General features: G+C 34.4%; 17 protein-coding genes and 1 pseudogene. 13 read left to right on the forward strand and 5 right to left on the reverse strand.

Going from position 1 to position 25,477, the window contains the following annotated elements; genetic code table 11:
* The first annotated feature begins 1 nt into the window (after position 1).
* Together dptG and dptH are read left to right on the forward strand one after the other, a co-directional pair.
* Positions 2-1,417, forward strand: coding sequence for a DNA phosphorothioation-dependent restriction protein DptG (gene dptG, locus ACN6MY_RS08155; protein WP_419883512.1), 1,416 nt, complete (start codon positions 2-4; stop codon positions 1,415-1,417).
* Positions 1,398-6,689: a DNA phosphorothioation-dependent restriction protein DptH gene (gene dptH / locus ACN6MY_RS08160; RefSeq protein WP_419883513.1), complete on the forward strand. Its 5,292-nt coding sequence runs from the start codon at positions 1,398-1,400 to the stop codon at positions 6,687-6,689. Before dptG ends, dptH begins: the two co-directional genes overlap by 20 nt.
* A 37-nt stretch (positions 6,690-6,726) precedes the next feature.
* On the opposite strand, the gene ACN6MY_RS08165 is transcribed toward dptH, so the two are convergent.
* From ACN6MY_RS08165 to ACN6MY_RS08175, 3 genes are read right to left on the reverse strand one after another with little or no spacing between them, the layout of a single operon-like run.
* Positions 6,727-7,092, reverse strand: coding sequence for a hypothetical protein (locus tag ACN6MY_RS08165; protein WP_419883514.1), 366 nt, complete (start codon positions 7,090-7,092; stop codon positions 6,727-6,729).
* Positions 7,093-7,096: 4 nt separating this feature from the next.
* A complete protein-coding gene (gene dndD, locus ACN6MY_RS08170; protein ID WP_419883515.1) occupies positions 7,097-9,112 on the reverse strand; it encodes a DNA sulfur modification protein DndD in 2,016 nt (671 codons plus the stop codon).
* Positions 9,112-9,312 carry a DNA modification system-associated small protein gene (locus tag ACN6MY_RS08175; protein WP_419883516.1) on the reverse strand — a complete coding sequence of 67 codons (201 nt, stop codon included), beginning with the start codon at positions 9,310-9,312 and terminating at the stop codon, positions 9,112-9,114. The genes dndD and ACN6MY_RS08175 overlap by 1 nt, the downstream gene beginning before the upstream one ends.
* A 664-nt stretch (positions 9,313-9,976) precedes the next feature.
* On the opposite strand from ACN6MY_RS08175, the gene ACN6MY_RS08180 reads away from it, so the two are divergent.
* The 11 genes and pseudogenes from ACN6MY_RS08180 to ACN6MY_RS08230 form a co-directional block, all read left to right on the forward strand.
* Positions 9,977-12,076 carry a DEAD/DEAH box helicase family protein gene (locus ACN6MY_RS08180; RefSeq protein WP_419883517.1) on the forward strand — a complete coding sequence of 700 codons (2,100 nt, stop codon included), beginning with the start codon at positions 9,977-9,979 and terminating at the stop codon, positions 12,074-12,076.
* 25 nt (positions 12,077-12,101) lie between these two features.
* Complete coding sequence (locus ACN6MY_RS08185; protein ID WP_419883518.1) at positions 12,102-12,278, forward strand: hypothetical protein; 177 nt, start codon at positions 12,102-12,104, stop codon at positions 12,276-12,278.
* Positions 12,278-14,269 carry an AAA family ATPase gene (locus ACN6MY_RS08190; RefSeq protein WP_419883519.1) on the forward strand — a complete coding sequence of 664 codons (1,992 nt, stop codon included), beginning with the start codon at positions 12,278-12,280 and terminating at the stop codon, positions 14,267-14,269. Before ACN6MY_RS08185 ends, ACN6MY_RS08190 begins: the two co-directional genes overlap by 1 nt.
* Positions 14,262-14,723 carry a DNA phosphorothioation-associated protein 4 gene (locus tag ACN6MY_RS08195; protein WP_419883520.1) on the forward strand — a complete coding sequence of 154 codons (462 nt, stop codon included), beginning with the start codon at positions 14,262-14,264 and terminating at the stop codon, positions 14,721-14,723. Before ACN6MY_RS08190 ends, ACN6MY_RS08195 begins: the two co-directional genes overlap by 8 nt.
* A 40-nt stretch (positions 14,724-14,763) precedes the next feature.
* A complete protein-coding gene (locus ACN6MY_RS08200; RefSeq protein ID WP_419883521.1) occupies positions 14,764-16,698 on the forward strand; it encodes a hypothetical protein in 1,935 nt (644 codons plus the stop codon).
* 1,273 nt (positions 16,699-17,971) lie between these two features.
* Positions 17,972-18,757 carry an arylamine N-acetyltransferase family protein gene (locus tag ACN6MY_RS08205; RefSeq protein WP_419883522.1) on the forward strand — a complete coding sequence of 262 codons (786 nt, stop codon included), beginning with the start codon at positions 17,972-17,974 and terminating at the stop codon, positions 18,755-18,757.
* A 236-nt stretch (positions 18,758-18,993) separates the two neighbouring features.
* Positions 18,994-19,899, forward strand: coding sequence for a general stress protein (locus tag ACN6MY_RS08210; protein ID WP_419883523.1), 906 nt, complete (start codon positions 18,994-18,996; stop codon positions 19,897-19,899).
* Positions 19,900-20,189: 290 nt separating this feature from the next.
* On the forward strand, positions 20,190-20,555 hold the full coding sequence (locus ACN6MY_RS08215) for a hypothetical protein (protein WP_419883524.1): 366 nt from the start codon (positions 20,190-20,192) through the stop codon (positions 20,553-20,555).
* A 74-nt stretch (positions 20,556-20,629) separates the two neighbouring features.
* Positions 20,630-21,625: a 3-oxoacyl-[acyl-carrier-protein] synthase III C-terminal domain-containing protein gene (locus ACN6MY_RS08220; RefSeq protein WP_419883525.1), complete on the forward strand. Its 996-nt coding sequence runs from the start codon at positions 20,630-20,632 to the stop codon at positions 21,623-21,625.
* A gap of 3 nt (positions 21,626-21,628) precedes the next feature.
* Positions 21,629-22,891, forward strand: a complete 1,263-nt coding sequence (locus ACN6MY_RS08225) for a methyl-accepting chemotaxis protein (RefSeq protein ID WP_419883526.1) — start codon at positions 21,629-21,631, stop codon at positions 22,889-22,891.
* 115 nt (positions 22,892-23,006) lie between these two features.
* A pseudogene (locus tag ACN6MY_RS08230) lies at positions 23,007-23,144 on the forward strand (group II intron reverse transcriptase/maturase); the annotation flags it as partial.
* 7 nt (positions 23,145-23,151) lie between these two features.
* Here ACN6MY_RS08230 and ACN6MY_RS08235 read toward each other — a convergent pair.
* Positions 23,152-23,901 (reverse strand): esterase family protein, encoded by a 750-nt coding sequence (locus ACN6MY_RS08235; RefSeq protein ID WP_419883527.1) that lies wholly within the window; start codon positions 23,899-23,901, stop codon positions 23,152-23,154.
* 1 nt (position 23,902) lies between these two features.
* Positions 23,903-25,075 (reverse strand): ATP-grasp domain-containing protein, encoded by a 1,173-nt coding sequence (locus ACN6MY_RS08240; RefSeq protein ID WP_419883528.1) that lies wholly within the window; start codon positions 25,073-25,075, stop codon positions 23,903-23,905.
* Positions 25,076-25,477 lie beyond the last annotated feature (402 nt).

The following is a 25,477-nucleotide window of genomic DNA, read 5'->3' on the forward strand; positions in this document are numbered from 1 at the left end:
AATGGAGCGTATTTTAAATATAGAATACTTAAAAGATAATTTGGAAGAAAAACGTAAAAATGACACCGGTGAAGCAATGGATATTTTACCATTTTTGACAAAACGGTCTCAAGAAATCCGTAAAAGTGGTTTTAATAAAGTTCTTGGTGATTATATCAGGAAAATTTGTGAAGTAAAGTTTGATGAAAAATCACTGAAAAATAAAGAAGTATATTTTTCTACTGAAGGAAATGGTTTAAGCGAGCATATAGCTGATAACGTTGAGTTTGAACAAGAAGATGATAAACACGATTTCATCCGATTTTTAAATCAGTACTTAATTAACCAAGATGATATAAATCCTATACACCCATTCATATTTAATTTTATAAAGGTCGATAAAAGGCTAAATAATGAATATGGAAAGTATGCGACATTTATGTATGAGAATTTTGTAAAGGGCAATCAAGAGATTAAGCAAGTTTTTCATAACAGAGAGACAGAAGACATTTTAACTGAACTAGTATTAAGTAAAATGGATGTATTAGAAGAAGAAAATAGTCAACAGAAGCAGGAGTATCAACCTCTTTTACACTCCTTTACCAAACTATATCAAGAATATCTTTTGTTTTTGAGTAAATATAAAGATTATTTTTTAACTTCTTTCCCTTTATTAACACATTATTATGTATTTATGTATGCTTGTCAGCTGATTATTAAATTTGAGCAGTTTACAGAAGCGGATTTTGATAAGATACAGCCGCTTTATTTTGCTCTTGAAATGGAATCTATCAGTAAAAGAAGAAAAGCAGCAGATGAATTAGAAGGGTTTAAATTTATAAAAGATCATTCTATTAATCTATTTAGGCATATTCACACAATTTCCCATTTGAGCCATAACGTTTTCAACGAGGAACTTTTAAAAAAAGGTGAAAAGATTGATTTTATGCCTTATAGCCAACTTAATAAGTTAGTAAAGCAAGAGGGTACTGAATTTGAACAGTTGTTTTTAAGAGATATTAAGCAGTGGATTCAAGACTATTTAGAGTGGTCGAATAAAAAAGTCGATGACGAATCTCAAGATCTCGAAAGTGCTATGAAAATATTATTTAACTGCTTAAAAGCGGGAATGAGTGCGGGAGTTTGTGATAAATATGGAAAAAATATCGAGGACCTTGGTGCAAATATTTTCATAAAAAGTCGTGGAAGTATAGGTCAAGTTCTTAATATAAAGCATGATTTCTTACTTCTCTTAACTGCCGTCTCTGTGAAAAATCAAAGGATCCCTTTAAATGATTTATTTGTTGAGTTTGAAAGGAGAGGGGTAGCTTTTGATAGGTACTCTAAAAAAGAAATTATAAGTTTATTTGATAATCTTAATATTTTAGACAAAAAAAGTGATAGTGGTGATGCTCAGTATGTCAAACCAATTCTTTAATTATATTTCTAACCTTTTAAACGATTATTTCAAAAGAGCTGAAGTAAAGGCTGGAGACCGCTTTTACTTACAATTAGACCAAGATTTGGATGTGTCTCACCTTGTAGATTCATTAGAAGAAATAGAAGGTATTAAACATTTTATATATCAACATGAATTGGGTGAAGAATACAGAACGTTTTCAATTCCTTTTAATTCAATTAATCTTGTAGTAGCAAACACATCAGAACATGTTAAACCTGATTTTCTTGTAACTTTAAGAAATCTAGTTGGGGAGCAAAAGGGAGTATGGGAGAATACTGCGTTAATTAGCATTGTGTCGGAACAGCTAGATTCAATTCAAGGTGGCAGCAGTGATTTACAAAAGGAAGGTATGCCATTACATCCTGCCTCTTTATTTTCTAACCTAAAGTTTCAGATTGATAAAAGTGTTCTTAAGAAAGTCGAGAAAATTATTTTAGTTGATAATCTTGAAAACTTACTAAAGGAACAGCTATATCAACAAATTACATTTTTTGAGTTTGAGGACATTTTTACTACTCTCCAAAAGGGATCTATTGAAGACAATGAGTATTATAAATTTGGTATTTTTAAAGATCCTGATTTAGAAAGATTTAAAGGGAAAGAGCAGAAAGAGAGATTAAGCAAAAACCGTGACTTATTTGATTTTGTTAGGAAAGTACATGATTTTGGGCTGGGTCAAGAGGAATTAGAAAAAAAGTTCACCCTTGTAGGTGCCAAAGAACTAGCAGGAAATCGCTGGATGGAAAATATTTACCCAAAGGTTCAAAGAGAGGAAATAGGACCTAAGATAGATAAAGTAGAAATTAGTTCGATAACGGTATCTGACAAGCTCAAGTACTGGAATAAGCCCCACAAAGATACCGCAGCTGGAAAAAGAAAAAGACACGTTGTTATTTTTAATCCTGATGGTAAAGATGAGGTTCAGCTTCAAATTTCCTTTAACTTGATTGGTGCAGTAAAAAGTCTTTCTTCGGAATATCTTAAGCTGGGAAAGTCTAATAAACAAGATATTCGAATAGATGTGAAAAGTAAAAATATTGCTGTAAGTATTTCAGCTAATCAAAATGAAGCCACCTTTATGAAATTTGCGTATAGACACGAAAACAAAGCTACAATGGGGGCAGAGTTTCTAATAGTAGTCCTTCCTATTGATCCAATCTACTTAGACAATTATAAATCAGTATACATTGTTGATCCTGAAAAAAGTGTAGTTGAGCTTCAATATGATGACAGTAGCTTAAGTTTTAATGATGGCATGATGCATAAGAAAGTGGAAATTAAGGAACAAAACGTTACAGTTAGTGTATCTCAGGAAGAAAAGCTTACCATTACTCCTTTGCCAGAAGCATTCAATGATGATGACGAATTGGCTATAAACATTAAAATGAATGAAGCTATTATTCCGTTTCTGTTGAAAAATGAGTTGCAGGAGTCTATGCCAATTTCCGGACAGAGATTGTGGAAACTTATTAGGGAAACAGGTAAAGATGTTCAATGGATTAAAGAAAATAACAGGCTTATATTAGAAAATAGAGAGTTCTACTTTAATTCAGAATATCGTGAGTTCTTCTATTGGGAGAATGAATGGATTGAAAGAGGATTAAAAAGTGCTAGATTTGATTCAGGTGTTTTATTACCTGAGGAAATAAAGCTTAGTGATGATATGAGAGAAGCTTACAGTCGTTTCCTCACGTATTTTAATATAAGAAATTCTATACCAAGCTTATGTACGGTAACAAAAGATATGAAGGAACGTTCTCTAGAATACATTAATCAGTATCAGGAAGAAATTTCAAGTTTTAAAAATGGCACACCTGCTGGTTCTAAAGGTATTGACCTATTTAAATTAGGGACTATTCAATCAAATGATACATTTTATATTACTCCATTTCATCCACTCATGGTTGCTTATAAATTGAAGTTGTATGAACTACTAGAAACAGAAGAGTTGGATAATAGTATTTTGAATCGTTTAACTCCAGATTCGCTTATTCCTTTCCTATATGATGAAAAGGACTTATATAAGCCGGAACATCAGAAAGCTGCAATGGAATGGCTAACCTTTAAGCCTGTTAATAACATTTCTGTTTCAGATGCTAATCAATACCTTTCAAAAGTTGTAAGCGACAAGATTAGTCAATTTAAAGAGCATTTTTCATATTTGTTTATTGAGAAATCTATGGCACCTCTGCAGCTAAATGTAATAAATATTTCAAATGATATTGAAGTTCTTAGAGGAATAATCCAATGGATGCTAAAGGAAATCGATAGAGTAGGTAAGGAAAATCTTAAGCCTGTTGTGGCTACTCTTTATAAACAAGAAAGTATTGAAAGTTCCTTTGATTTGTTTGCACGTACTGATACTATTGCTGAATTTGAGCAGCTGTTCGATATAAAGCTAAAAGCAAAAGAAGTAGACCCTGAAGAAGTGTTGAAAACAATCAGGGAAAAACTATTTTTCTATAAGCAGGAGCCAAATGCTGCATATCGATACTCACATATATCATTCTATAAGATGCATGCACAGGAACACCATGCTGTGCAGCCTATGAAGGATATGACCTCTGGCATTGCTATAGAGGGATTATATTCAAGTGTTCCGTCAATGAAAGACGAAGAAAATTATAAGAGTGGTTTTGGAACGAAGACAAATAGTATTGATGAGCAAAACTATTTAACAAGCACAGCTTTTTATGTAAATGAGTTAGCTGCAAATTTACGTAATGAAGGCAATGACAGCTATAGAAAAGGAGAAGCCATTCTCTCTAGAACAACGACAGCTGACAAAGAAACTTTAGAAAAGGTCTTTAAATCTTCGTATTGGGTGACCTTTGTTGATCCATCCGTTGATTTGGAATTCTTTAATAAATACAATGGTAATTTGGTTGTCATTCATTATAGTGATCAATATTCTTCTTCCAGTCGATATGATGCAATCACGGTTACAGATAAATCACAGCAATATTATGCAGTTATCAAAGAATTCCTTAACCAAAAGGATGTTGAGGGAACAGATGAGCATGTTCTGAATACCATTAAGGCGTTTAATACATTTAATGGAGAATGGCTGCTACGTATTATTGGGAGTAAAGGTCACTTTGATCGGGAGAAGCTTAGCATACTTTCTGCAATTAAGTACGCTGTTTCTTACTTTGATCACAAGGACATTACCTGGATTCCGATTTCTTTAGAGGAAATATTAAGGGTTGCAGGGGCAGTAAGCCTGAGTAAATCAGATGGAATATTTACTGCTAAAAATCTTGGTGTTAAGGGCAGCCATAGTGATGATCTTTTGCTAATAGGAATTGAAAATAAATCAAGTAATATTTCACTTCATTTTTACCCTGTTGAAGTCAAAATCGGATTTAATAAAGGAGACATTTTAGACAAAGCAAAGATACAAGTACAAAAAACTAAAAAAATTCTTAATGATACATTTAGTGGAGATATGGGAGATACATTCACTGGTCGATTTTATAGGAATTTTTTCGTGCAGCTGCTAATTGCTAATGCTAAGAAACTAGTACAAAGTGGCTTCTGGCCAGATAAACAGTACAATATGTCGGAAAATGTAATAGAAAAGTTGTTGAAGGATGATTTTAGTATTTCAAATGATTTAACCAATTTTATTGGCGACGGCGCGATTCTTTCGTTTCAGAAAGATGCAACCCATAGGAGTGCTGGGTTGGACGATAATGTTCTAATACTAAATCTTACTGAAGACGATGGTTATAGTGGATTAGTAAAACCGATAAAAGAAATGTGGCAATGGATTCAGCAGCAGCCGAACGATTTTATTAAAGAAGATATGCTGTCTTATAAATATAATGGTCAAAGCCTTATGGATGACAAAGAGCAGGCACCTAGTAATACAGGAGAAGAACAAGGAGAATATACACTTGTCAATGATATTCGAGAAAAGGATGAAAAGTATCCTTCACTAATGGATGAAATAAAAGGAGAGTTAAAAGAATCCGTTCTAGAATATCAAGAAGATAATATTCCTCTTAGTAATGAAAAACCAAAACCTAATTTGGAGGAAGTTCAGTTAACGAATGATTCAGCAATTGAAGGAGTGATATATCCAAATGAACCAGTAGAGGTAGCCATTCCTGCCAATCATTCTTTAGAAGAATTGCGAATTAAAATAGGTAGAGCTGAAAATTCAAATAAAGAAATATACTGGGAATACGGAAATACAGGGTTAGCCAACAGGCATTTGTTGATATCTGGAAAATCTGGTCAGGGTAAAACTTATTTTATGCAGTGCTTGCTCCTGGAAAAATCAAAGCTAGGACTACCTAGCATTGTAATAGACTATACCGAAGGATTTCTTCCTAACCAGCTGGAACCTGAGTTCGTTGAGTATTTAGGAGATAAACTTAAGCAAAAAATTGTATATAGTGATAAGCTCCCAGTGAACCCATTTCAAAAGAATATTCGGGATATTGGTGGTATTCATTTACCTGAATCCAATACCGATGTAGCTGAACGTATTAAAAGCGTATTTGGCTCAGTTTATAAAACTTTGGGCATTCAGCAGCAGAACTCAATTTACGAAGCCGTATTAAATGGTTTAGAACAATATGACGATCAAATGAGCTTATTAAAGTTAAAGGATCTTCTAGAGGAAGATGGAACAAATTATGCTAAAACGGCTCTTTCTCAAATAAGGCCGTTAATTGATCGTAATCCGTTTACTATTGACAAAGCAATAAATTGGCAAGATATAGTGGAAAGTAAGGGAGAAGTGCATATCATACAACTCACTGGATTCCCTCGGGATGTACAGCTGATCATTACAGAATTTATCCTTTGGGATTTGTGGAATTATTCTGTAAGGTATGGAAATAAAAACAAACCAATGCCTGTCATAATGGATGAGGCACAGAACCTGGATCATACCGAAAAATCTCCTTCAGCAAGAATCTTAACAGAAGGAAGAAAATTTGGCTGGTCGGCATGGTATGCAACTCAGTTCTTGAAATCTCAGTTAGATGCTGACGAGTTAGCAAGACTTCAAAATTCCTCTCAGAAGATATACTTTTCTCCTCCTGAGCAAGAACTATCTAACATTGCGGCAAGCCTTACTAAAGATAGCCAAGAGAAAAAATACTGGGAGGGCAAACTGGCAACATTGAAAAAAGGGCAGTGCATTGTACATGCACCAGTACAGAAAGAGAGTGGTGAATTATCGAATCCTACGGTTACCGTAGTAGATATTATTCCTCTTTCGAAAAGAATATAAAAAAACTCCCACCGCAATGGTGGGAGTTTTGTATTATTTATAGAATACTTAATCTAAAATCCTCCATAGAGGTTTTATTTTTAAGTATATCTCTTAAGGTTCTTAAGCCTTTTTCGATATACATTAACATGTATTTATGAAGTTCCTCATCGTTCAGTGATTTATTTGTCTCATTGATTATTAAGTGTTTGAAGAGTAAAAACTCTTTATCTTTAATTATAGAATCAGGTATGGTCCATCGATTACCACCAGTGTAATTTTCATTAATTGACCCACTTGATACAGCTATCCCTTTGGCGAGTGCTATTCTTATGGCCATTGGCCTTTCAACTTCTAGAGATTCAGCTATTAAGTCTACTATTTTTTTGCCTTCTTCCGATAATAACATTCTTTTATTGGACATTTAATCACCCTTTAACAAATTGAAAATAACCGTCTCGTATAACTGTATATTTCTTTTCTTCATCATAATCCAGCATATATTGCTTGTAGGAATTGCTTTCCATGAGCTTTACATATTCTTGCGTGATTTCTGTATCAGTGGACAATATAATTACCTGTTCACTTAGTTCTTTATAATAATGATTAATCAGATGGTTTCTATGATAACTATCAAGTCTCCCTAAAGGAGTATCAATAACCATAGGCAATGATAAATCAGAAGCTTTAGTAAGAGCCCATATGAGAGCGGATGAAATCATCTGCATTTCCCCAGCAGACCGATCCTGAATACTGATTTCCTTCATTCGATCATTATACAAACGAATCGAATAAGTGTTTATATCAAATTCAATGTTTCCAAATTCATCTTGTTTTCTAAACAATTGACGCAGCATCCTAGAGAATTCCTCTTTAATTAACGTGGCTTTTAAAGTAGTTATTTCTGTAACATACTGATCCATTGCTTCAATCGCCTTACTTACCTGTTTACTTTGTTCCATTAACTCTTCTAAATTTCCACCATGGCCAGACAATCTGGTTATATTGTTTTTAATATTTGCTCTTTCATCTAAAGCGTTGTTAAGCCGTAGCATTAAAGACTTTAACCTTAGATTTTTTTCACCAACCGCTTTTGTTAGCAGGTCAATCCGATCATTTTCTTCATCGATATTGACTGATTCAGGAGCATTTCTAATTTCCACTTCTAAAGATTCAAGTTCTTGCTTAAGTCTTTCGATTTTATTTATATAATTGGCGGCCTGTGTTTTATCTTTTATCGCAAGATTAATAAGAAAACTATAATCGTTATTGGATATATCATGTAATTCATTAAAATCTTCTGGAACAGAATGCTTTATTGCATTCTCTTTAATCCAAATGTCTTCACCAAGTTTACTTATTTGTTCTAACTGCTCCTGACTCAATGGAGGAGTTATACTTTTATTGAGTAACTGATTGATAAACTTACGATAAGGAGTTAAAGAAGCATCCCTTAATATTTTTTTATGGCTAACCTCATTTTCAAGCTTTAACTGCTTCTTTAATTTAGATATTTTATCGCCCACGATAATATTAATCATATTATGATTAAGGAATTCATTTAGATTGTCAGTGGCAAGCTTCAATTCGGTTGATAAGCGTGACTGTTGTTTAACAATAGACTCACGTGATTTCGAATTTCGGGAAATCTTTTTGCTGCGTTTTTCTTTAGTTTTGTCTATTAGTTCTTCAAATTTACGAATGTCAGCATTTAGTGTATCCTTCTTTGATTCAAGAATTGTAATAGTACCATTAACTTCATCTAACTGTGTCTGGAATGTAGATAGTTTTACCTGACCTGCAGATTTAGCCAGCTTTTTCTCTAATGAATTTTTAAGAGAACGAATATCAACAAGAAGTTGCTTATAAGCCTCCATGCCAGTTATTTTATGAATAGCAGCTTTCATTTCGTTACTATTCTGTCTCAAAATAATATCCTTAATTTCTTCACCGTCAAAAATAAAGAAAGGAGCCGCATAATAAGGAATTATCCTGTCGATAAACCTATTATATACTTCAATGTTTTCAATACGAGCTTTCTTTGACATTTTTGAACCAGCTTTTTTTATCTCTAATTCTCGTTCTTCATGAGTGACTGATTTATTCTGGTCGAAGAACCATTTAATACCCAGAGTCCATTCTTCGCCAGAATCAGTTTCTAAGCTTAATGAAACAGAACATTCCCGGCCTCCTTCATCAAAAAAGGTATTATTAATAACATTCGAAAAGAGTCTTTTATGCTCTAAGTCGGTCATTCCTCTTTTTCCAAATAAAATATAGAGAATTGCTTTTAAAATTGTAGTCTTCCCGGCACCATTAAGGCCACCTAGGAGAATAATATTTTGTAATTCCTCTTGTCTTACTTTTTTTGGAATATATAGGTCTATCTCCTGGATTCCATAATAAGTCTTATAATTATAAAATTTAAGTGTCTTTAAGAGCATTATTTTCCACCCACGCCATTATCTTTAGAAAGATATTTAATTAAGTCTTGATATTCGGTAACCCTGGTACCATCAGAAACATTTTCATATGAAAATTTCTTGGCCGCCCTAATTAACTCAGAAACGAGTTTTACAGAAATATCGTTTTGTGTACATACACGATTCAAAACCTCTAATTCTCTTTTTTTATTATCTTTCATAGGGAAATTCACCTTTTCTTAAGTAAAAATAGTTTATTCTTGACAGAATTTATTACTATTATTCTACCATAATACACTAGTACTTTTGTATTTTTTTTACAATGATACTGCATACAAAAATTCCCATCTTAAGTGAATTACAACCATTAATCGTTGAGAAATGATGGTTAACTTAATTAATAGTCTTTGTCTAAGTAAATATAGGCCGGTGGTATTGTTAATGTCTTAGTTTAGACCACGGGTAACTTTATAATAAAAAAGTGGTATACTGATTCTTATTCTGCTTTATTGTAAAATGTAGAAAAATATCACAAAAATGTTACAACTGGTTTAATCTAAGAAATCTGAAAAAATAAAATTATCTGGTTATTTTTTTGTATAAACCGGTAGAAATAGGACACTGTTTAACTTTTTTTAATAGTGAATTAATCGATTTGCCCTTTAATCAAAATTAAACAGGCCGATATCTATTCCAGACAGTTAAATATTATCTAACATTCTCTTCATTTAGTTATAATCTTCCTTCTAATAGAGAGGTAAAAAATACTTAACATTAATTAAAACTTATTTAGAAAAGATTGTGGGTATAATTAAAAATTATAGGATGAATTGTATATCTGATTTTATATATAAACATAATCGCTTCATAACAAAGGAGTAAATAATGGACTTTAGTCAATTATCAATTTCATACCAATATAGGTCGGATGATGAGGATGGACATATCGTAAGAGATTTTTATAATCCTGTTCTTTCAATAGCTAAGAAATATAAAAGAGCAGTCGGTTATTTCACTAGTGGCTCTCTAATATCAGTCGCTAAAGGAATGAGACATTTTATTAATAATGGTGGGCAAATGCAATTGATAGCATCACCTAAACTCAATGAACACGATATTGAGGCGATAACAAAGGGTTACAAAGCGAGAAAAACTGTTATTGAGGAAGCTCTAGTTAGGCAAATGGAAAATAATATAACCTCATTTATGGAGGAATGTTATAACTATCTTGCGTGGCTTATCTATAAAAATCAATTAGATATAAAAATTGCAGTAGTAAAAGGTGATATATTAAGTGGTATTTATCACGAAAAGATAGGTATAGTCGAAGATGAAAGTGGCCACAAAATTGCTTTTTCAGGTTCTTTGAATGAGACGGAAGGTGGTCTAACTAATAATTTTGAATCTATTGATGTATTTTGTTCATGGAACCCGAGCGAAGAAGCAAGGGTAGAAAAAAAGGAGCTAGATTTCAATAGATTGTGGAATAATCAAACTAAGGAATTAGAGATTATTGACTTTCCTGCTGCTTTGAGAAAGAAAATATTGAGTTATAAAAAAGATACAATTATTTCACTTGATTCTCAGATGAGCTTTATAGAAGCAAACAGTGTCGTGATAAATGAATATTACCCATTAATTCCTCCTCATTTGACCATTAGAGAGTATCAGCAAAATGCTATTAAGAGTTGGTTTCGTAACGATTGTCAGGGTTTACTAGAAATGGCCACAGGTACTGGTAAAACAATCACTGCTTTAGCAGCAATTGCTAAATTAGCAGAAGTAACTAAGCGCCTGGCAGTGATAATAGTCTGTCCGTATATGCATTTAGTTGACCAGTGGGTAAAAGATATTAATTTGTTTAATATGTCTCCAGTTATTGCCTATCGCTCCAGAAGTGTATGGCAAGAGGATCTAGCTAATTATGTAGCTGCATATAACTCTGGAGTGTTGAATCACTTTTGCTTAATTACAACGAATGCTACTTTTGCAACTCAGGCTATGCAAGAGATGAGTAGAAATATAAAGGGAGAAGTCGCCTTTATAGCGGACGAGGCTCATCATTTAGGTGCTGAAAAAGGTAGAATGTATTTAAATGAAAATTTTCCTTATAGGCTCGCGTTGTCGGCGACTCCTAATCGCTGGTTTGACGATGAAGGTACTTCCAAATTACTAAATTATTTCGGAGGGAAGGTCGTATTTGAATTTGGATTAAATCATGCAATTGGACAATTTCTTACGGAATATTACTATTACCCACACATCATTACATTAGACGAAGATGAGGCTGAAAATTATTTTGAGATTACAAGAAAAATAGTAAAAATGTATCCAAAAGATGATAATACTATCGGGGATAATAAATCATTAGAAGGTTTATTAATTGAACGGGCCAGGATTATAAATCATGCTAGGAATAAAATTGGGAAATTAAAAGAAATCATGCAAGAGCAGAAAGACGAGAGTCATAATATAGTTTATTGTGGTGATAGTAATGTGGATGGAGAAAAGCAAATAGATGCTGTTGTAAAATTACTAGGAACTGGCTTAAATATGAAAGTGCATACATTTACCTCCCGGGAGGATGCAAACGTAAGAAAGAAACTATTAGAGAAATTTGAGTCAGGAGAATTGCAAACACTTGTTGCCATTAAGTGTTTAGACGAAGGCGTTGATGTACCTGCTACAAAAAGAGCTTTTATATTAGCAAGTAGTACAAATCCTCGTGAATTTATTCAACGGAGAGGCAGAGTTCTAAGAAAACACCCAAATAAGAAATATTCATATATTCATGATTTTATAGTGGTTCCAAGAAAATTAGATGAAATTAAGTTTATTGACACTTCAGTGTTTAATACGGAAAGAAATATGATTAAACGCGAGCTAAAAAGGTTTTGTGAATTTGCTGATCTTGCTTTAAATGGACCTCTAGCACACCAAATATTAAACGAAATAAAGCATGCATATAATTTATTGGAAATGTAGAGATGATCGAGGGGAGGTTTTTATTATGAGTAACGACAGAGAAAAAATAGAATCATTACTAGCAGAGTTACCGGATTCAAGTGCTCTAATTCTTAAAGAAATATTACAAGCAGAAAAAGCAATACTACACTTAAAAAATCTACAAGGTACAACGATTATAAGTGATATTATTAATATAGTAAAAGAAAGGATTAAAGAATAATGCTAATTCAATATATAAAGTTGAAAAACTTCAGACAGTATTATCAAGAACAGACAATCGAGTTTTCTAAATCAGCTACAAGAAATGTTACAGTTATACACGGCGAAAATGGTTCTGGTAAAACTGCTCTTCTTAATGCTTTTAGCTGGTGTTTTTATGGATTACTTAATCTTCCAAATGAGTCTAATATCATTAATGAACATGCAATCGCGGGTGCTGGTGAAGATGAAGTAGAAGGTTCAGTTACAATAAATTTCCTTGATAGTGGTAAAGATTACACCGTTACTCGAAAAGTTAGGGCAAGATCTACAAATGGAAAAGTATTATATTTCGAGCCAGAAGTAAAAGTAGATTATATTGAAAAAGGTGGTTTATTTAAATCGGTTAATAATCCAACAGTAGAGTTAAACAGGATTCTTCCTGAAGATTTAAGAACCTATTTCTTTTTTGATGGTGAAAGAATTGATAATTTATCCAAAGACAGTGGAACTGAAGACGTAAAAAAAGCAATCAAAAATATTATGGGGCTTGAAATCTTAGAGAGGGCCATTATACACACTGAGAAAGCAAGGGTTAGATTTCGTAACGAGTTAAAAAAATTTGGGAATTTACAAATTATTACCTTAATAGAAGAACTTGATAAGCTGGAAGGACAACGTGAGGATCTTAGAAAACAAGAAATTCTTCAAAAAGAGAACTTGACGATCTTAGACAAACAGATCGTTGAGGTGGAGACGCGTTTAAAACAAATTGAAGGAGCTAAGCAATTACAAGCTCAAAGAGATATTAAACAAGCAGATTTTTTAGACGTTCAAAAAAGGATTAGTGATATAAGAAGACAAATGCAGGAAAAGATGAGTAAATTGGGGTATCTTGCATTTAGTTATTCAGCTATACAAAAAGCCGACTCAATTATTAAAAACAACGTGAATGTAGATACATTTACTGGCGTTAGTAGCCTTTTTATTGATGAGCTTATTTCTAAAGGTCAATGTATTTGTGGTAGTTACTTATCATCAGGTTCAACACATTTTGAACATCTCCTCCAATTAAAGGAGAAATTAAATGTTAACAACTTTCAAAATAAAATATATGATTTAACAGGCAATTTAAAACTTGTTAAGGAACGAAGATTAAATTTAATTACTGACTTAAAATCGAAGAAGAAAAGTGAACTTAATGAAATTCTAATACAGAAAAAATTATCAGAAGAACTTGATGAAATAAGTTTGAAACTAGCAGGGAAAGAATCAGAAGAGATAGTAGAGTTAGAAAATAAGAGATTAAAACTGATTGAAAAAAAAAGTTCAGTAGAACGACGTATAGGAGTTATTGAAAGTGATCTTGAAAGAATAAAAAAAAGTATCAATGAAAAAACCAATGAAGAAAAAAAATATCAAGCTCTGGAAGAAAAGGGATTATTAACACAAAAGCGGATGGAGGCATTACAAAAGCTCGAAAGTGTGATGCAAGAGATCCTACAAGTGCGAGAAAGACAAGTAAAATCACAGTTACAAGATCGAATAACAAAAGTTTATACGCAGTTTTTAAGGAAAGGTTATCATATCCAACTAGCCGATAATTATGAACTGAATGTCCTCAATGACAACAATAATATAGTTGGATTATCTCAAGGGGAAAGACAAATTACAAGTTTGTCTTTCATAGGTGCAATAGTTGATATCGCTCGCGAACATTATAAAGATCAAAAGGCTGATTTTGATGAAGGAGGTATTTATCCTCTTGTAATGGATTCTCCATTTGGGGCTTTAGACTCAGATCATAGAGAAAGAATCGCAAAAGGAATTCATAAATTATCTGATCAAGTTATTGTAATTGTTTCAACTTCTCAATGGAAAGGAGAGGTAAGTGAACAATTGGCCGACTACATTGGAAAAGAATATAAACTTATATATAATGATCCACGACAAAATAAAGAGCGACCTTACGAATTTACCGAAGCAGTAGAGGAGTTTAATACAAATGTCTAAGAGAAGGATTAAACGTCCTAAAGATCAAGAGGAACGATATAAAAAATTAATAGATTCCGAAGAATTTGGGATCTTTTCAACCTATAAGGATATTTTTATGGCAGCAGGCACAATTGGATTCATGGAACAAAAAAGAACAAAGTTTACAAGTTCTGCAGAAGGAATTCCATGGAGCGTGTTTACTTTAGAGACGGACGAGACAATAATTGATGCAATTGCTTTAACACAAACTGGGGATATCGCCATTCTTAGTGATGATCCAGAAACATTTGATAAAAAGATACAAATATTTGAGGAATATGCAGCAGGTGGTTTTGAAATTCTTTTTAAACTACTGACAGATAATCCAAAACTCGCTTTAACATCATTTTTTGATTTTATTTTGAGTATGGACAATGAAGTGAATGACAAGGATCGAAATCTAAAAGGAATTGCAGACATGTTATCATTTTAAAAATCTTTAAAATGTAAATATTGTAAAAGGGGTAGTACAGATGGATATCCTAGACATTGTAAATTCTCATCTCAAGGAGAGAGAGTTACTTGTTCAAAACAAACTTCAGGAGATCGTAGCTAAACTTAACGGGGGAGAAACTTTTGAATATTTAGCACCAATATATAAAATAGAACCGATATTTATAAAAGAGCATCTAGAAAAAGAAGGGTACCATTTTGACTTAGAGTCAAAAAAATGGTTGAAAGAAATACAGCAAGAATTAGTAAAGGGTAATATTTCTTTTGAACAAATTTCTGGAGTTCCATACACGTTATATTCTGGTAATAGTTTACATTTCAAGGCAGAACAATTAAGTTTAACTACAAATGATTTGAAGGAAATATTAAAAAAATATAATTACAAAAGACGTTGGACATATATCGATATGGGAAACAAGTCTAGTATACCTTCAAATGTTTTAAAGATTGTCCACTTACTTAACGCCAAAAATTATAGTCTTCAAAATGCAGCTGAATTATTAAAAACAGACGTAGAAGAGTTGAAGGAAACGCTTAGAGAGGCACACTTTAAAAAAGTGTGGACGTTAGAAACAAAAGTGGGAGATTTGACAACTGAGACAACTATTGAAGGAATGACCGTTTGTAGGGATTTGGATACCGGAATATTGGAACAGATTATGATTAATGAAGCAAAATATTACACAAACAATCAGGTTAGTACAATACTACGTATCAATCCAACCTATTACTTTAATTTAGCGTCTAAACAGTTTATATTGGAAAAGCATTTTATACAGGTAGATCGAGGATTGGCAAATAAGTTCATTCAAGCTATCCCCATGTTCCGTACTATTGACTTTGGGAGGCTGTTCAGTGAACAAGGATTAGAATTATTTGCTGAGATAAGTAAGCGAGAAGTTGACTTAAAAAGGTATAGGAAAAAGGAAAACTGTGACCAAGATCAGCAGTGCAAAGCTGAAAAAAAGTTTGAAGTTGAAATTGAGGGTTCAAAAGAACAAAATACTAAAGGTATTACACTTGAGGAACATAATTATGATCCTCTCTTTAAAGACGGTATGAAAGATAAAAAAGTTAAATTAGAAAAAATTGTGGAGAAATTAAATAACGGACTAACACTTTATGATATATCTAAAGAATTTGCGGTTAATAGAAAACTTCGTGCCCCGTTTGTAAGTAACTTACAATTTCGTTTAGAGAATGAAGGATATGTTTATGACAAAGTAACAAAACGATGGACTCTTACTATAAAAGAAAAAACTAAACAGCCTCTTAATAAAAAAGGTCAAAATAATTATTTAAATAAAGATATAGTCGACGAAAAAAACACCTCCACCAATAAAGATTTAGATCTAAATGAGGTAGTTTCCTTCCTTAATAATGTAAAATCTTTCCTGAAGACAGAAGTGGAATTTGGAGTGAATAGGCAAGAACTAAAGGTACTCTTAAAAAATAATGGCTACAATTATGATGGTTCTTTTAAATTATGGACAAAAAAAAATAGGAAAGCTTTACTTGATGAAGTGTCGGATTATTCAGAAAAGGGTGTTCGATCCTTTGATAAATTGGAAAAAAGTGAGATTAATAGTTCCGCTTTAACAAAAGAAATCCAGGGTTATCAAGATGAAGTGAACGAAGTAATTGAAACTCTAGATCACAAAAAAAATCTAATAAAGGAAAATTCTAAAGAAGCAAAAAATAAAATTAGTGATTCAGAAGCTTTAAAACTTAATGCCAAAGAAATACAAACACTGCGCCAAATGATTTCTCAATGGCAACAAGATAAGAATAGTGAACAATTAGGTAAGAATAATCAGAACGTGGAAGTTACTTTTAGATTAGATCAACAAATATTCAAACAAATCGATAATTATTCTGAGGTAAGTAGGATAAGTAAATCGATGGTCTTAGAGAAAGCATTAAAGCAATTTTTTGAAAACAACCAGAGGTTATAAATAACTAGGAGATTATTAAGGTCAAGGAAGAAATCACTTGACAAGAGAAGCACATTGAATAAATAAAATCCCAATTATTTATTTACTGGACCACCTCATATAAGTAGAATATGCCCATCTTATCCATTTCCTGTACAGCCCATTGCAAGTGAACGTTTGAAACGGCAATAGATGTAATGTTGAGATCACATTTATATTTTCTGAAATTTGTATCAAAACCTCTTAATGTTGAAAACTCTCTAAGTATTAATATTAATGCTGTGACGAATTCTACTTAATAGGAACTTAACGGTATTAAAATCATTGAAAAGTATATTGAGCATGAACATAATGAAACAATATTGAAAAAAGAAAGATTAAATGAGGTAAACAAAGATAATGACACAGCATAAACTAATTTTAAAAAGAAAAGAAGCAATCAATATAGAGAAGATCATAACTAATAAAAAGTAAATCAAAGGCAAATACGAAAACTAATTACCCACAAATCAATTTATAGTTTTTGTTTGTTTTTTAAGCGGAAAGAAATCACTATTGGTACCTCTTGTAGTTTATCAAGGAGTGATTTCTAGTAAATAAAGCAGCGGATGTTGATGACGGCATAAAAAAGTTACTGATTTATCTATTATTGTAAAAATAACCTACTTATCATGATATTTATTCCGACAGTCAGATTGATAACTCCATTAACGATAATAACTAATTTATGGCTATGGTTTTGGCAACTTCTGTTGAAAGCAACCCTAACATGTATTCTAGAAGAATAATAGATGAGTAATATTTATTTTATCACATAGCTCTAAAACAAGAACAAAGAAGAATTCCATCTGCAGGAAACACTATTCAATTGAAGTCTAAGACAGTCCAATTTGATTAGTCCTGAGTGTCCAGCATTAGGGAGTCTAAATTAGCTTTATTTACATGGTTGAGGATTTTGGGGACTATGCTGAAATCGCTTAAAAGAAAATACTCAAGTCATAGAAAATAAGATAGTATCAGGAATTATTGAGGGGATAATTGGAACAGAAACTGCAATACTTGTTCTTCGAATAAATTTATTTATTTATTCTTGCGTACATTCTATTTCAGTTTGAATTTTCCTATGGATACCCCGCGTATATAATAATTTTAAAAGTATTATATACCCATAAGGACAGTAAGGCCTTAATGAACAAGCTTGCCTGCCCTCTATACAGTTCAGTCCTGTTTTCTATAAAGATATAATGAAATTGGCTGTAAGGAGTGTATCATGGCCAGAATGGAGGAGGAATGAATGAGCACCTTAAATACATTATTTCGCAAAAGAATTGGTTACCCTGAAAATGAAGAAATCACTTTTGAAAACCTGGATATCATTCTTGAAAAAATGGCGAAAACGATTCCATTTGAAAATTTATGCATTATCGGAAAGAAGACAACTAACATTTCGAAAGAAAATTTAATAAATAAATTGCTTTTAAAAAATGAAGGCGGGCTTTGCTATGAACTGAATGCACTCCTTAATTTCTTTTTAGCACAAAACGGGTTTGATATTACTCTTGTTCGAGGGGTGATATTTGATCAGCAGAATAAGCGGTGGAATACGATCGGCAAGACCCATGTGGCCAATCTGATCACATATAGGGGACAGGTATACCTTGCAGATACCGGATTCGGCGGAAATCTGCCATTAAGGCCTGTTCCATTGACTGGAGAGACGGCTGCATCTGCGAATGGGGAATTTTCCGTAAAAAAAGAAGAAAGTGATCAGGGCAATTATATTTTTTATATGAAACTGAGGGATAAAGATACAGAGTGGAAAAAGGGGTATGCCTTTCATTCTGCTGAAGCGGTGCATGATATAACTGATTTGAATGAAGTTCAAAAAATCATACTGGAGCATCCGGAATCTCCTTTTAACAAAAAAAAACTGATCACCATGCTGACTGATAGAGGAAACGCAACTTTAACGGAAAGTTTGTTTACCGAATGGGCGGATGGAAGATCTGAAAAAAAGGAAGTAGATGATAAGGAATTTGCTGAGATAGCAAAGAATTATTTTGGTCTTTCAGATTATTAAAATTTGAATTTGTTCGTTGAATCATTCATCTTTTAAGGCGGGTCATCCAAGCGGGTGCCCTTTTTTTGCGGGGAAAATCAGTCGTATTTTAGTTTTCTATTAAAAGAAATCATGATGTGCTGGAAGATGATGGGAATCATACCCTTCCTGTTTATCATGATAAAGCATGGGTATAAATATCCTAGACAGTCAATAACGACTATGGAAATTCAATTTTTTAAAGGGAGGAAGTTATCATGGCAAAAAGTATTGTTGGAGTTTATGAATCATCTGAAGAGACAGTTAATGCAATTGAAGGCTTGACTTCAAAAGGATATGATGCCGGAAACATATCGGTTATTACGAATAGAGAAGATACCGATTATGTAGAAGACCAAACAGGCACAGTTGTGACAAGTTCTGCTGATGATGGGAAACAGCATGGATCTTTTTGGGATAGATTAAAAGAATACTTTGTTATGGATGACACTCCAGGAGAAGAAAGTGATAAATTTGCGGACCTGAATATTCCAAGAAATGAACTTGACGCGTATTCTGCTGATCTTAAAGACGGAAAATTCCTTCTGGCAGTGGATATTGATGCAGTCAATGATGCAGTAGTGAGATCAGCTATTCGAAATGACAGCGCGGAAGCTGGCACTGTAAATGGTTTCGGAACAGGCAATGTAAATACTGCGGGTACAGGCTCGTTGAATGACAGCACGGAAACAGCCTCACCAGATGGTTTGAGAACAAAGTGTGTGGATGATTTCCAAACAGATGGTAAAAGAACGGCAGGCCGCATAAATAACTCTCAAACTTCGGGATTGGATGATAGTGAGGATACGGCAACTTACAATAATCCGAGAACAGGCAAATTACAAAACAGCTTGGTAACAGATAACATCAATGGCATGAACAAAGAACAGTTCCATGATACGGCCGGTGCCCGGCGCGGTAATGACAGCCTCGGCACAGATTACGGAAATAACCTGGATGGAACAGATGATAAAGATAAAAGTGAAAGAGAATATGGTTATGCCCCAAACCCGGACACAGATAATAAGGATGGATTTGATGGCGAGGGAAAAAGAGAGAATGGTCTTTTAGAGAATGATGAAAAAAACCATGTAACTTCCCAAAGAGGTTTTGGAAGAGAATAAAAAATTAGCAACAGCTAAGACGCATCAGCAGAAGAAACACAGTAAAACGATGTAGCAATATAAATCTATTCACCAAACGGCAGGCACTAAAAGGGGTGCCTGCCGTTTTTGTATATAACTTCTTCTCCTGATGAATTCCTCTGTTTAAGGACTTTTCTGCCAAATTCCAATTTTTAAAAATATTTATTTAGAAAAATGATATGCTTTATCAGCTTTAAATAATAAAAATTAAGCCGATAAAGAAATGGTCACCGTATTGTATAGATATGTAAAGAGAGGATAGTTGATCCATGGCGTTATTTGAGACCAATCAAAAAGCGAAGGCATTCATTATTACACTGGGCGGTTTTGCTGAAACAGATAAAGCTTCCAACTTTGTTGATTTATTAAAACAAGAAACTGCAAAATTGCATGTGAAAGATTTCACGTTAATTGTGGATTCATCCGAATTGAGGACATTCAAGCACTCGATACTGCCTGTCCTGGAGCAAAGCTATGCTTTGTATATGAGTCTGGGCTTCAAAAAAATACTAATGGTAAAGCCGTTACATGTAACACCGCGTTTGCAGCTGAAAAGAATAGCCAAGAATACAGGATTTACCGGCCAATTTGTGGATAGCCGGCAGGATGCATTAAGCATTTCCGTGAGCCAGTAAACGAGACACCTTTCAAGCGGCTGAATACGGCCAGTCTCAAACAATCACTTAATAAATAAAGGAGAGCAAATATAATGTCAGCCAGCATCGTACTGAAGGAAGTATCTGTATACCACCCCAAAAAAGCTGTAAATAATCAATATTATATCAATCATTTTAACAAGCAGGGTTCCGATATTACCCGTTTGCTGGATGCTCTTGGCAGAGAAAATAGATTTGTGGCAGATGATTCTGAAAATGCATTAACGATGGCGGTTAAAGCGTCTAAAATAGTCCTTGAAAAAGCGGGCATGACCGGACAGGACATGGATATGATTGTTTTTGTTTCTGGTACACCTGAGTACCTGTGGCCGCCGAATTCAGTTGCGGTCCATCATGCGATTGGCGGAAAAAGAGAAGCGGTTGTGTATGACATGAATACAGCATGTGTCGGCATGATCACTGCGGCAGAGCAGGTAAGCCGGAATATGTTATCAAGCCCCCACATACAGCGTGCATTGATTGTCGGCTCTGAACTGATGCACAGATACAGCAGGCGTGAAGAAGCAGTTACATATGCAAGCTTTGGAGATGGTGCCAGTGCTATCATCTTAGAAAAAAACGAAAATAGCAAAAGCGGCTTTATAGATTCGGTTTTTAGTGTAAATACAGAGTCGCTGGAGCGGATTGTATTTCCCGCCTGTGGGATATCTAACATGTATGATGAACAGACAAGTGATTTTGAAAAAAGGGTTCAATGGGAAAATGTCAACAATGACCGGGCATTTGAATCCACCTTGGAGCTAATCGGCACTTTATTAGATAGAAACCATTTAAAAGCTGCAGATATTTCTGCCTACTGCTTATCCCAGCTTTCCCGGAAGAATATCTATAAAATACAGGAAGCACTGAATGAAAGTATAGAAAAATTCCCTATAACAGGGACTGAATATGGCTATACTGGCGCTGCCAGCCCCTTCATGGCTTTTGAACGTGCCATAAGCAATGGCGGGATTCAAAGGGGAGATTATGTCATTTTCTGGTCAGTCGGCGCAGGCTCCGTATCTTGCGCATTATTGTTTAAATATTAAGGAGTGAAAAACTTGGCAGGCAAAAAAACAGCGAAAATAGCGGAAGCGAGCCCGTATAAAATAATCATGATGCCTTCAGTTATTTTAGGGATATGTATACTTCTCAGCACATTATTCAAAAACCGGCATATTGAAATAACCCTATTAATAATCAGTGCAGCAGCTATCATTGGGCTGGGCACCTGGATTTCTGTAATCCTGGCAAATAACCTGAATAAAGTGAAAGAATATGCAAAAGCACTGGAAGCAGGGAATTTAACAGGAGTCACAGATACGGAAGGCTATGATGGTTCTCTGATTCGCTCCCTGCATGATGCAGGAAATACAGTCAGGCATTTTATAGCTGATCTGAAAAAAAGAATTGAACAAGCAGATGGTAATTCTGATGAACTGACTGCAATCATGACAGAACTCATATATATTATGCAGGATATTAAAGAAACCACGAAGGAAATGACAGAGGGTTCAATCGAATTAAGTGCAGCCACTCAGCAATTAGGGGCTTCTGCGGAAAGTATTGAATCATCAACAAGGCAATTAGCTGTAAAAGCAAATGAGGGAGGAAGCATCGCTGAGGAAATCAAATCAAGAGCCTCCCAGGTAAGAGAAGATGCCAAAAACTCTGCCCTTGCTTCCTACAATATTTATACAAGTCATGAAGATAAAATAACAAAGGCAATAAATGAAGTGAAAGTTGTGGAAGAAATAAAAATTCTGGCAGATACCATTGGCAGCATTGCCGGACAGACCAATTTGCTGGCTTTGAATGCTTCCATAGAGGCAGCAAGAGCAGGAGATGCCGGTAAGGGATTTTCTGTAGTAGCGGAAGAAATACGCAAGCTCGCTGAACAGTCCACTAAATCAGTGGAAAACATCCGCAATGTGACTGGACAGGTGCAGACAGCATTTACAAATCTCACCATCAATGCAAAAGACATTTTGGAGTATATGGATAAAAAGGTAAAACCGGATCTTGAAAAAATGGTTCACATCGGTGTTCAATATGAAAAAGACGCAGAATATATAAGCCAGATGTCTAATGGAATTGCTCAATCTTCAGACGAAATGGCGAATGCCATACAAGAAGTAAATTCAGCCATTCAAATGGTATCCTCCACCTCTCAGCAAGCAGCATCAGGTGCCGAAGAAATCCTTGAGAACGTGTCAGAAGTTTCACTGGCCATCAAAGAAGCACAAGAAAATGCAAAAAACCAGCAGGGAAGCATTGAGCAGATTCAAAAGCTTTCACAGAGCTTTACCGTGTAAGTTTAATGGAAATCGGATATTTGCGGTAATGGGCAAATATCCATAAAGCTTTCCATTTGCTGGTTCGAAGAAGGATTAACTGACCCGCTGAATGCTCCTTTTTATATGTAAAGAATGGAAAGAATGGAAGAATCCAAGGACGATAACGAAAAGACTTGTCTCTCTAGGTGTTCCTAAAGAGAAAGCCTTTGAATGGGGAAATTCCCGTAAGAAATATTGCAGAATTTCCATGATTCCAATTCTAAACACAACTAGTTTACTTACATCCACTCACTTATATAAAAGCGAAATTGTTTCCTCCACCAATCCCAGTCGTGATGGGAATCATGTCCCCAAAATTCTATTCGGGCTGGGATTTTCTTTTGTTCCAAAATCGTTTTTAGTTGATGGGTTTCCTTAATCATTTCTTCTTCGTACTCACCTTGACCGGTACAAATGACCAGTCTGCTTTGTCTATATGATTGTAAATAATTCTCATCATGCATATCATTCAAGTAGGAAAGAGGTGAGTGGAAATAGACATCATCATCCATATGGTTCCCAAAGAAATAAGTTGTGGAATAAACACCGCTGAGCGCAAGTAATCCATCAAAAGCAAATGGATGACGAAAGAAGAAATTGGCACTGTGAAATGCGCCCATGGAACAGCCTGTTATCCAAATCTTTTGATCAACTCCATTATTGTTCCTTTTGCTTGTTTGTAAAATTGATGGAACAAGTTCTTCAGCTATGTATTGATCATATTCCTTATGACGGGTAATCCGAGAACGGATATCAGAATGATGAGCAAAAAAGGTTTCTTCATCAATGCCGTCACAAGCCCACACTTGAATGCGACCCTCTTCAATGTAGTCACTCAGCTCTTCAATCATTCCGAAGTCTTCATATTGAAAAAATCTGCCTAAAGACGTTGGGAATGCTACTATGGGTTTGCCACGATGCCCATACACTTTGTATTCCATGTCTCTATTTAATGAAAAGCTCCATTCCTTATGATAGGAGATATGCATGTTAAGTCCTCATTTCTTCTTGAACATAAGAGACAATTGATTGAGCCTTCTCAAAGGTATCTGCTCGAAATTGATAAGCGTAATTTCCCATGGCCTGACTAAAAATATCTTCAATTCGATTATGGTAAACGATGTAAGCTGAATAGGTAGACACTATATCTTCGTGGCTGTGAACATAGTGCTTATGATCTTTACGGCTTGCGTATGCAGTAAAGTATGTCCCTTCTTTAGGGACCTTCACATGGTTATGAACCACCATATTGGCCCATTCTTTATAAATATCACTATTATATGAATAATTAATGGCGTCTGTCATCCAAGCACCAGGAGGCCTCATATTGACTTCAAGTGCGTAGAGTTTCCCATTTTTCTTAGACTCAAATAATTCAATGTGGAAAAAGCGTTCGGTAATGTCAAAAGCCCTTAAAATACTTTGGCCAGCTTGTCTAACTTTAGTCGGAACATCTTTTAGACAATAGTAATGCAAATGGTCATTCGTATTAACGACCGTCATAATACTTTGATCAAATAAGTGAGTCGCATCAAATTGGACTACGCCGTCACGGTCAATTAAGCCGTCATAGGTTAATACATTTCCTTCAATGAATTCTTCTGCAATAAAATTGACTTCGGCTGGTTTCTGTTCGAAAAATTGGTTTAGTTCGGTATCATTATTTATCTTAGAGGTCATGCTCGCCCCTGAACCTAAATCAGGCTTAATCACGATAGGGTATCCAACAGTTTTAATAAACTCAGCTGCTTGTGGATACGTTATATCCTTGACGCTGCGAATCATAGCGACATCGCATTTTTCAAAGAACTTCTTCATTTTCGATTTGTGAATAACATCGTACACGAATTCTAATTTTGTACCATAAATATTAAAATCCGTTCGAATTTTTGCTTCGAGCTCAAGCCAGTGATCATTAAGAGATTCAAAACGATCTATTTTTCCAAACTTGTGAGTGAAATAGCCAACAGCTTTCAGAACCTCATTGTATTCTTCCATATGCTTAATTTGCATGTAATCTGTTAGAGCTTCCTTTAGAGAATCGCTTAGCGACTCATAAGGAGTATCACCAATCCCCAGGACGTTTGCACCGTTATTCTTTAAATGACTACAAAAATAGGTGCTATTTTGAGGAAAGTGTGGAGAGAAAAAAATAATGTTCACGGACGTTCCTCCTAAAAATAGTCTTCTCTTAATGTACTGTATGAAAATTCAGTAATCAAGTACTATTTCTTCTCAAGGCCTGACGTTTCAAGTAGTTTCATTAAATTAAGTGTTCACTAGTATTTATAGAGGTTGAAATAGATTTAAAGAGGATAGCAGCCATTCTACCCTCTTTAACTTACTGCAAGCGCAGTTAGTTTTGCCCGTACCGATTGTCTCTTTGACTGAGGGTTCGGATCATGCGGATTCATATCAAAGGAAAAGGTTTGGATGGCTACAATGGACACAAATTGTGAATGCGCCTTAGCATATTAGTTTTGGATAGCTTGCCACGGTGCAGGGCTTAGAAAATAAAGATATAGCCGAAAAAGCCATCCAAGGGCTTGATTAGGGAAAAATCTA

It is taken from the genome of Peribacillus sp. B-H-3 (assembly GCF_048572925.1).
Classification (GTDB): domain Bacteria; phylum Bacillota; class Bacilli; order Bacillales; family DSM-1321; genus Peribacillus.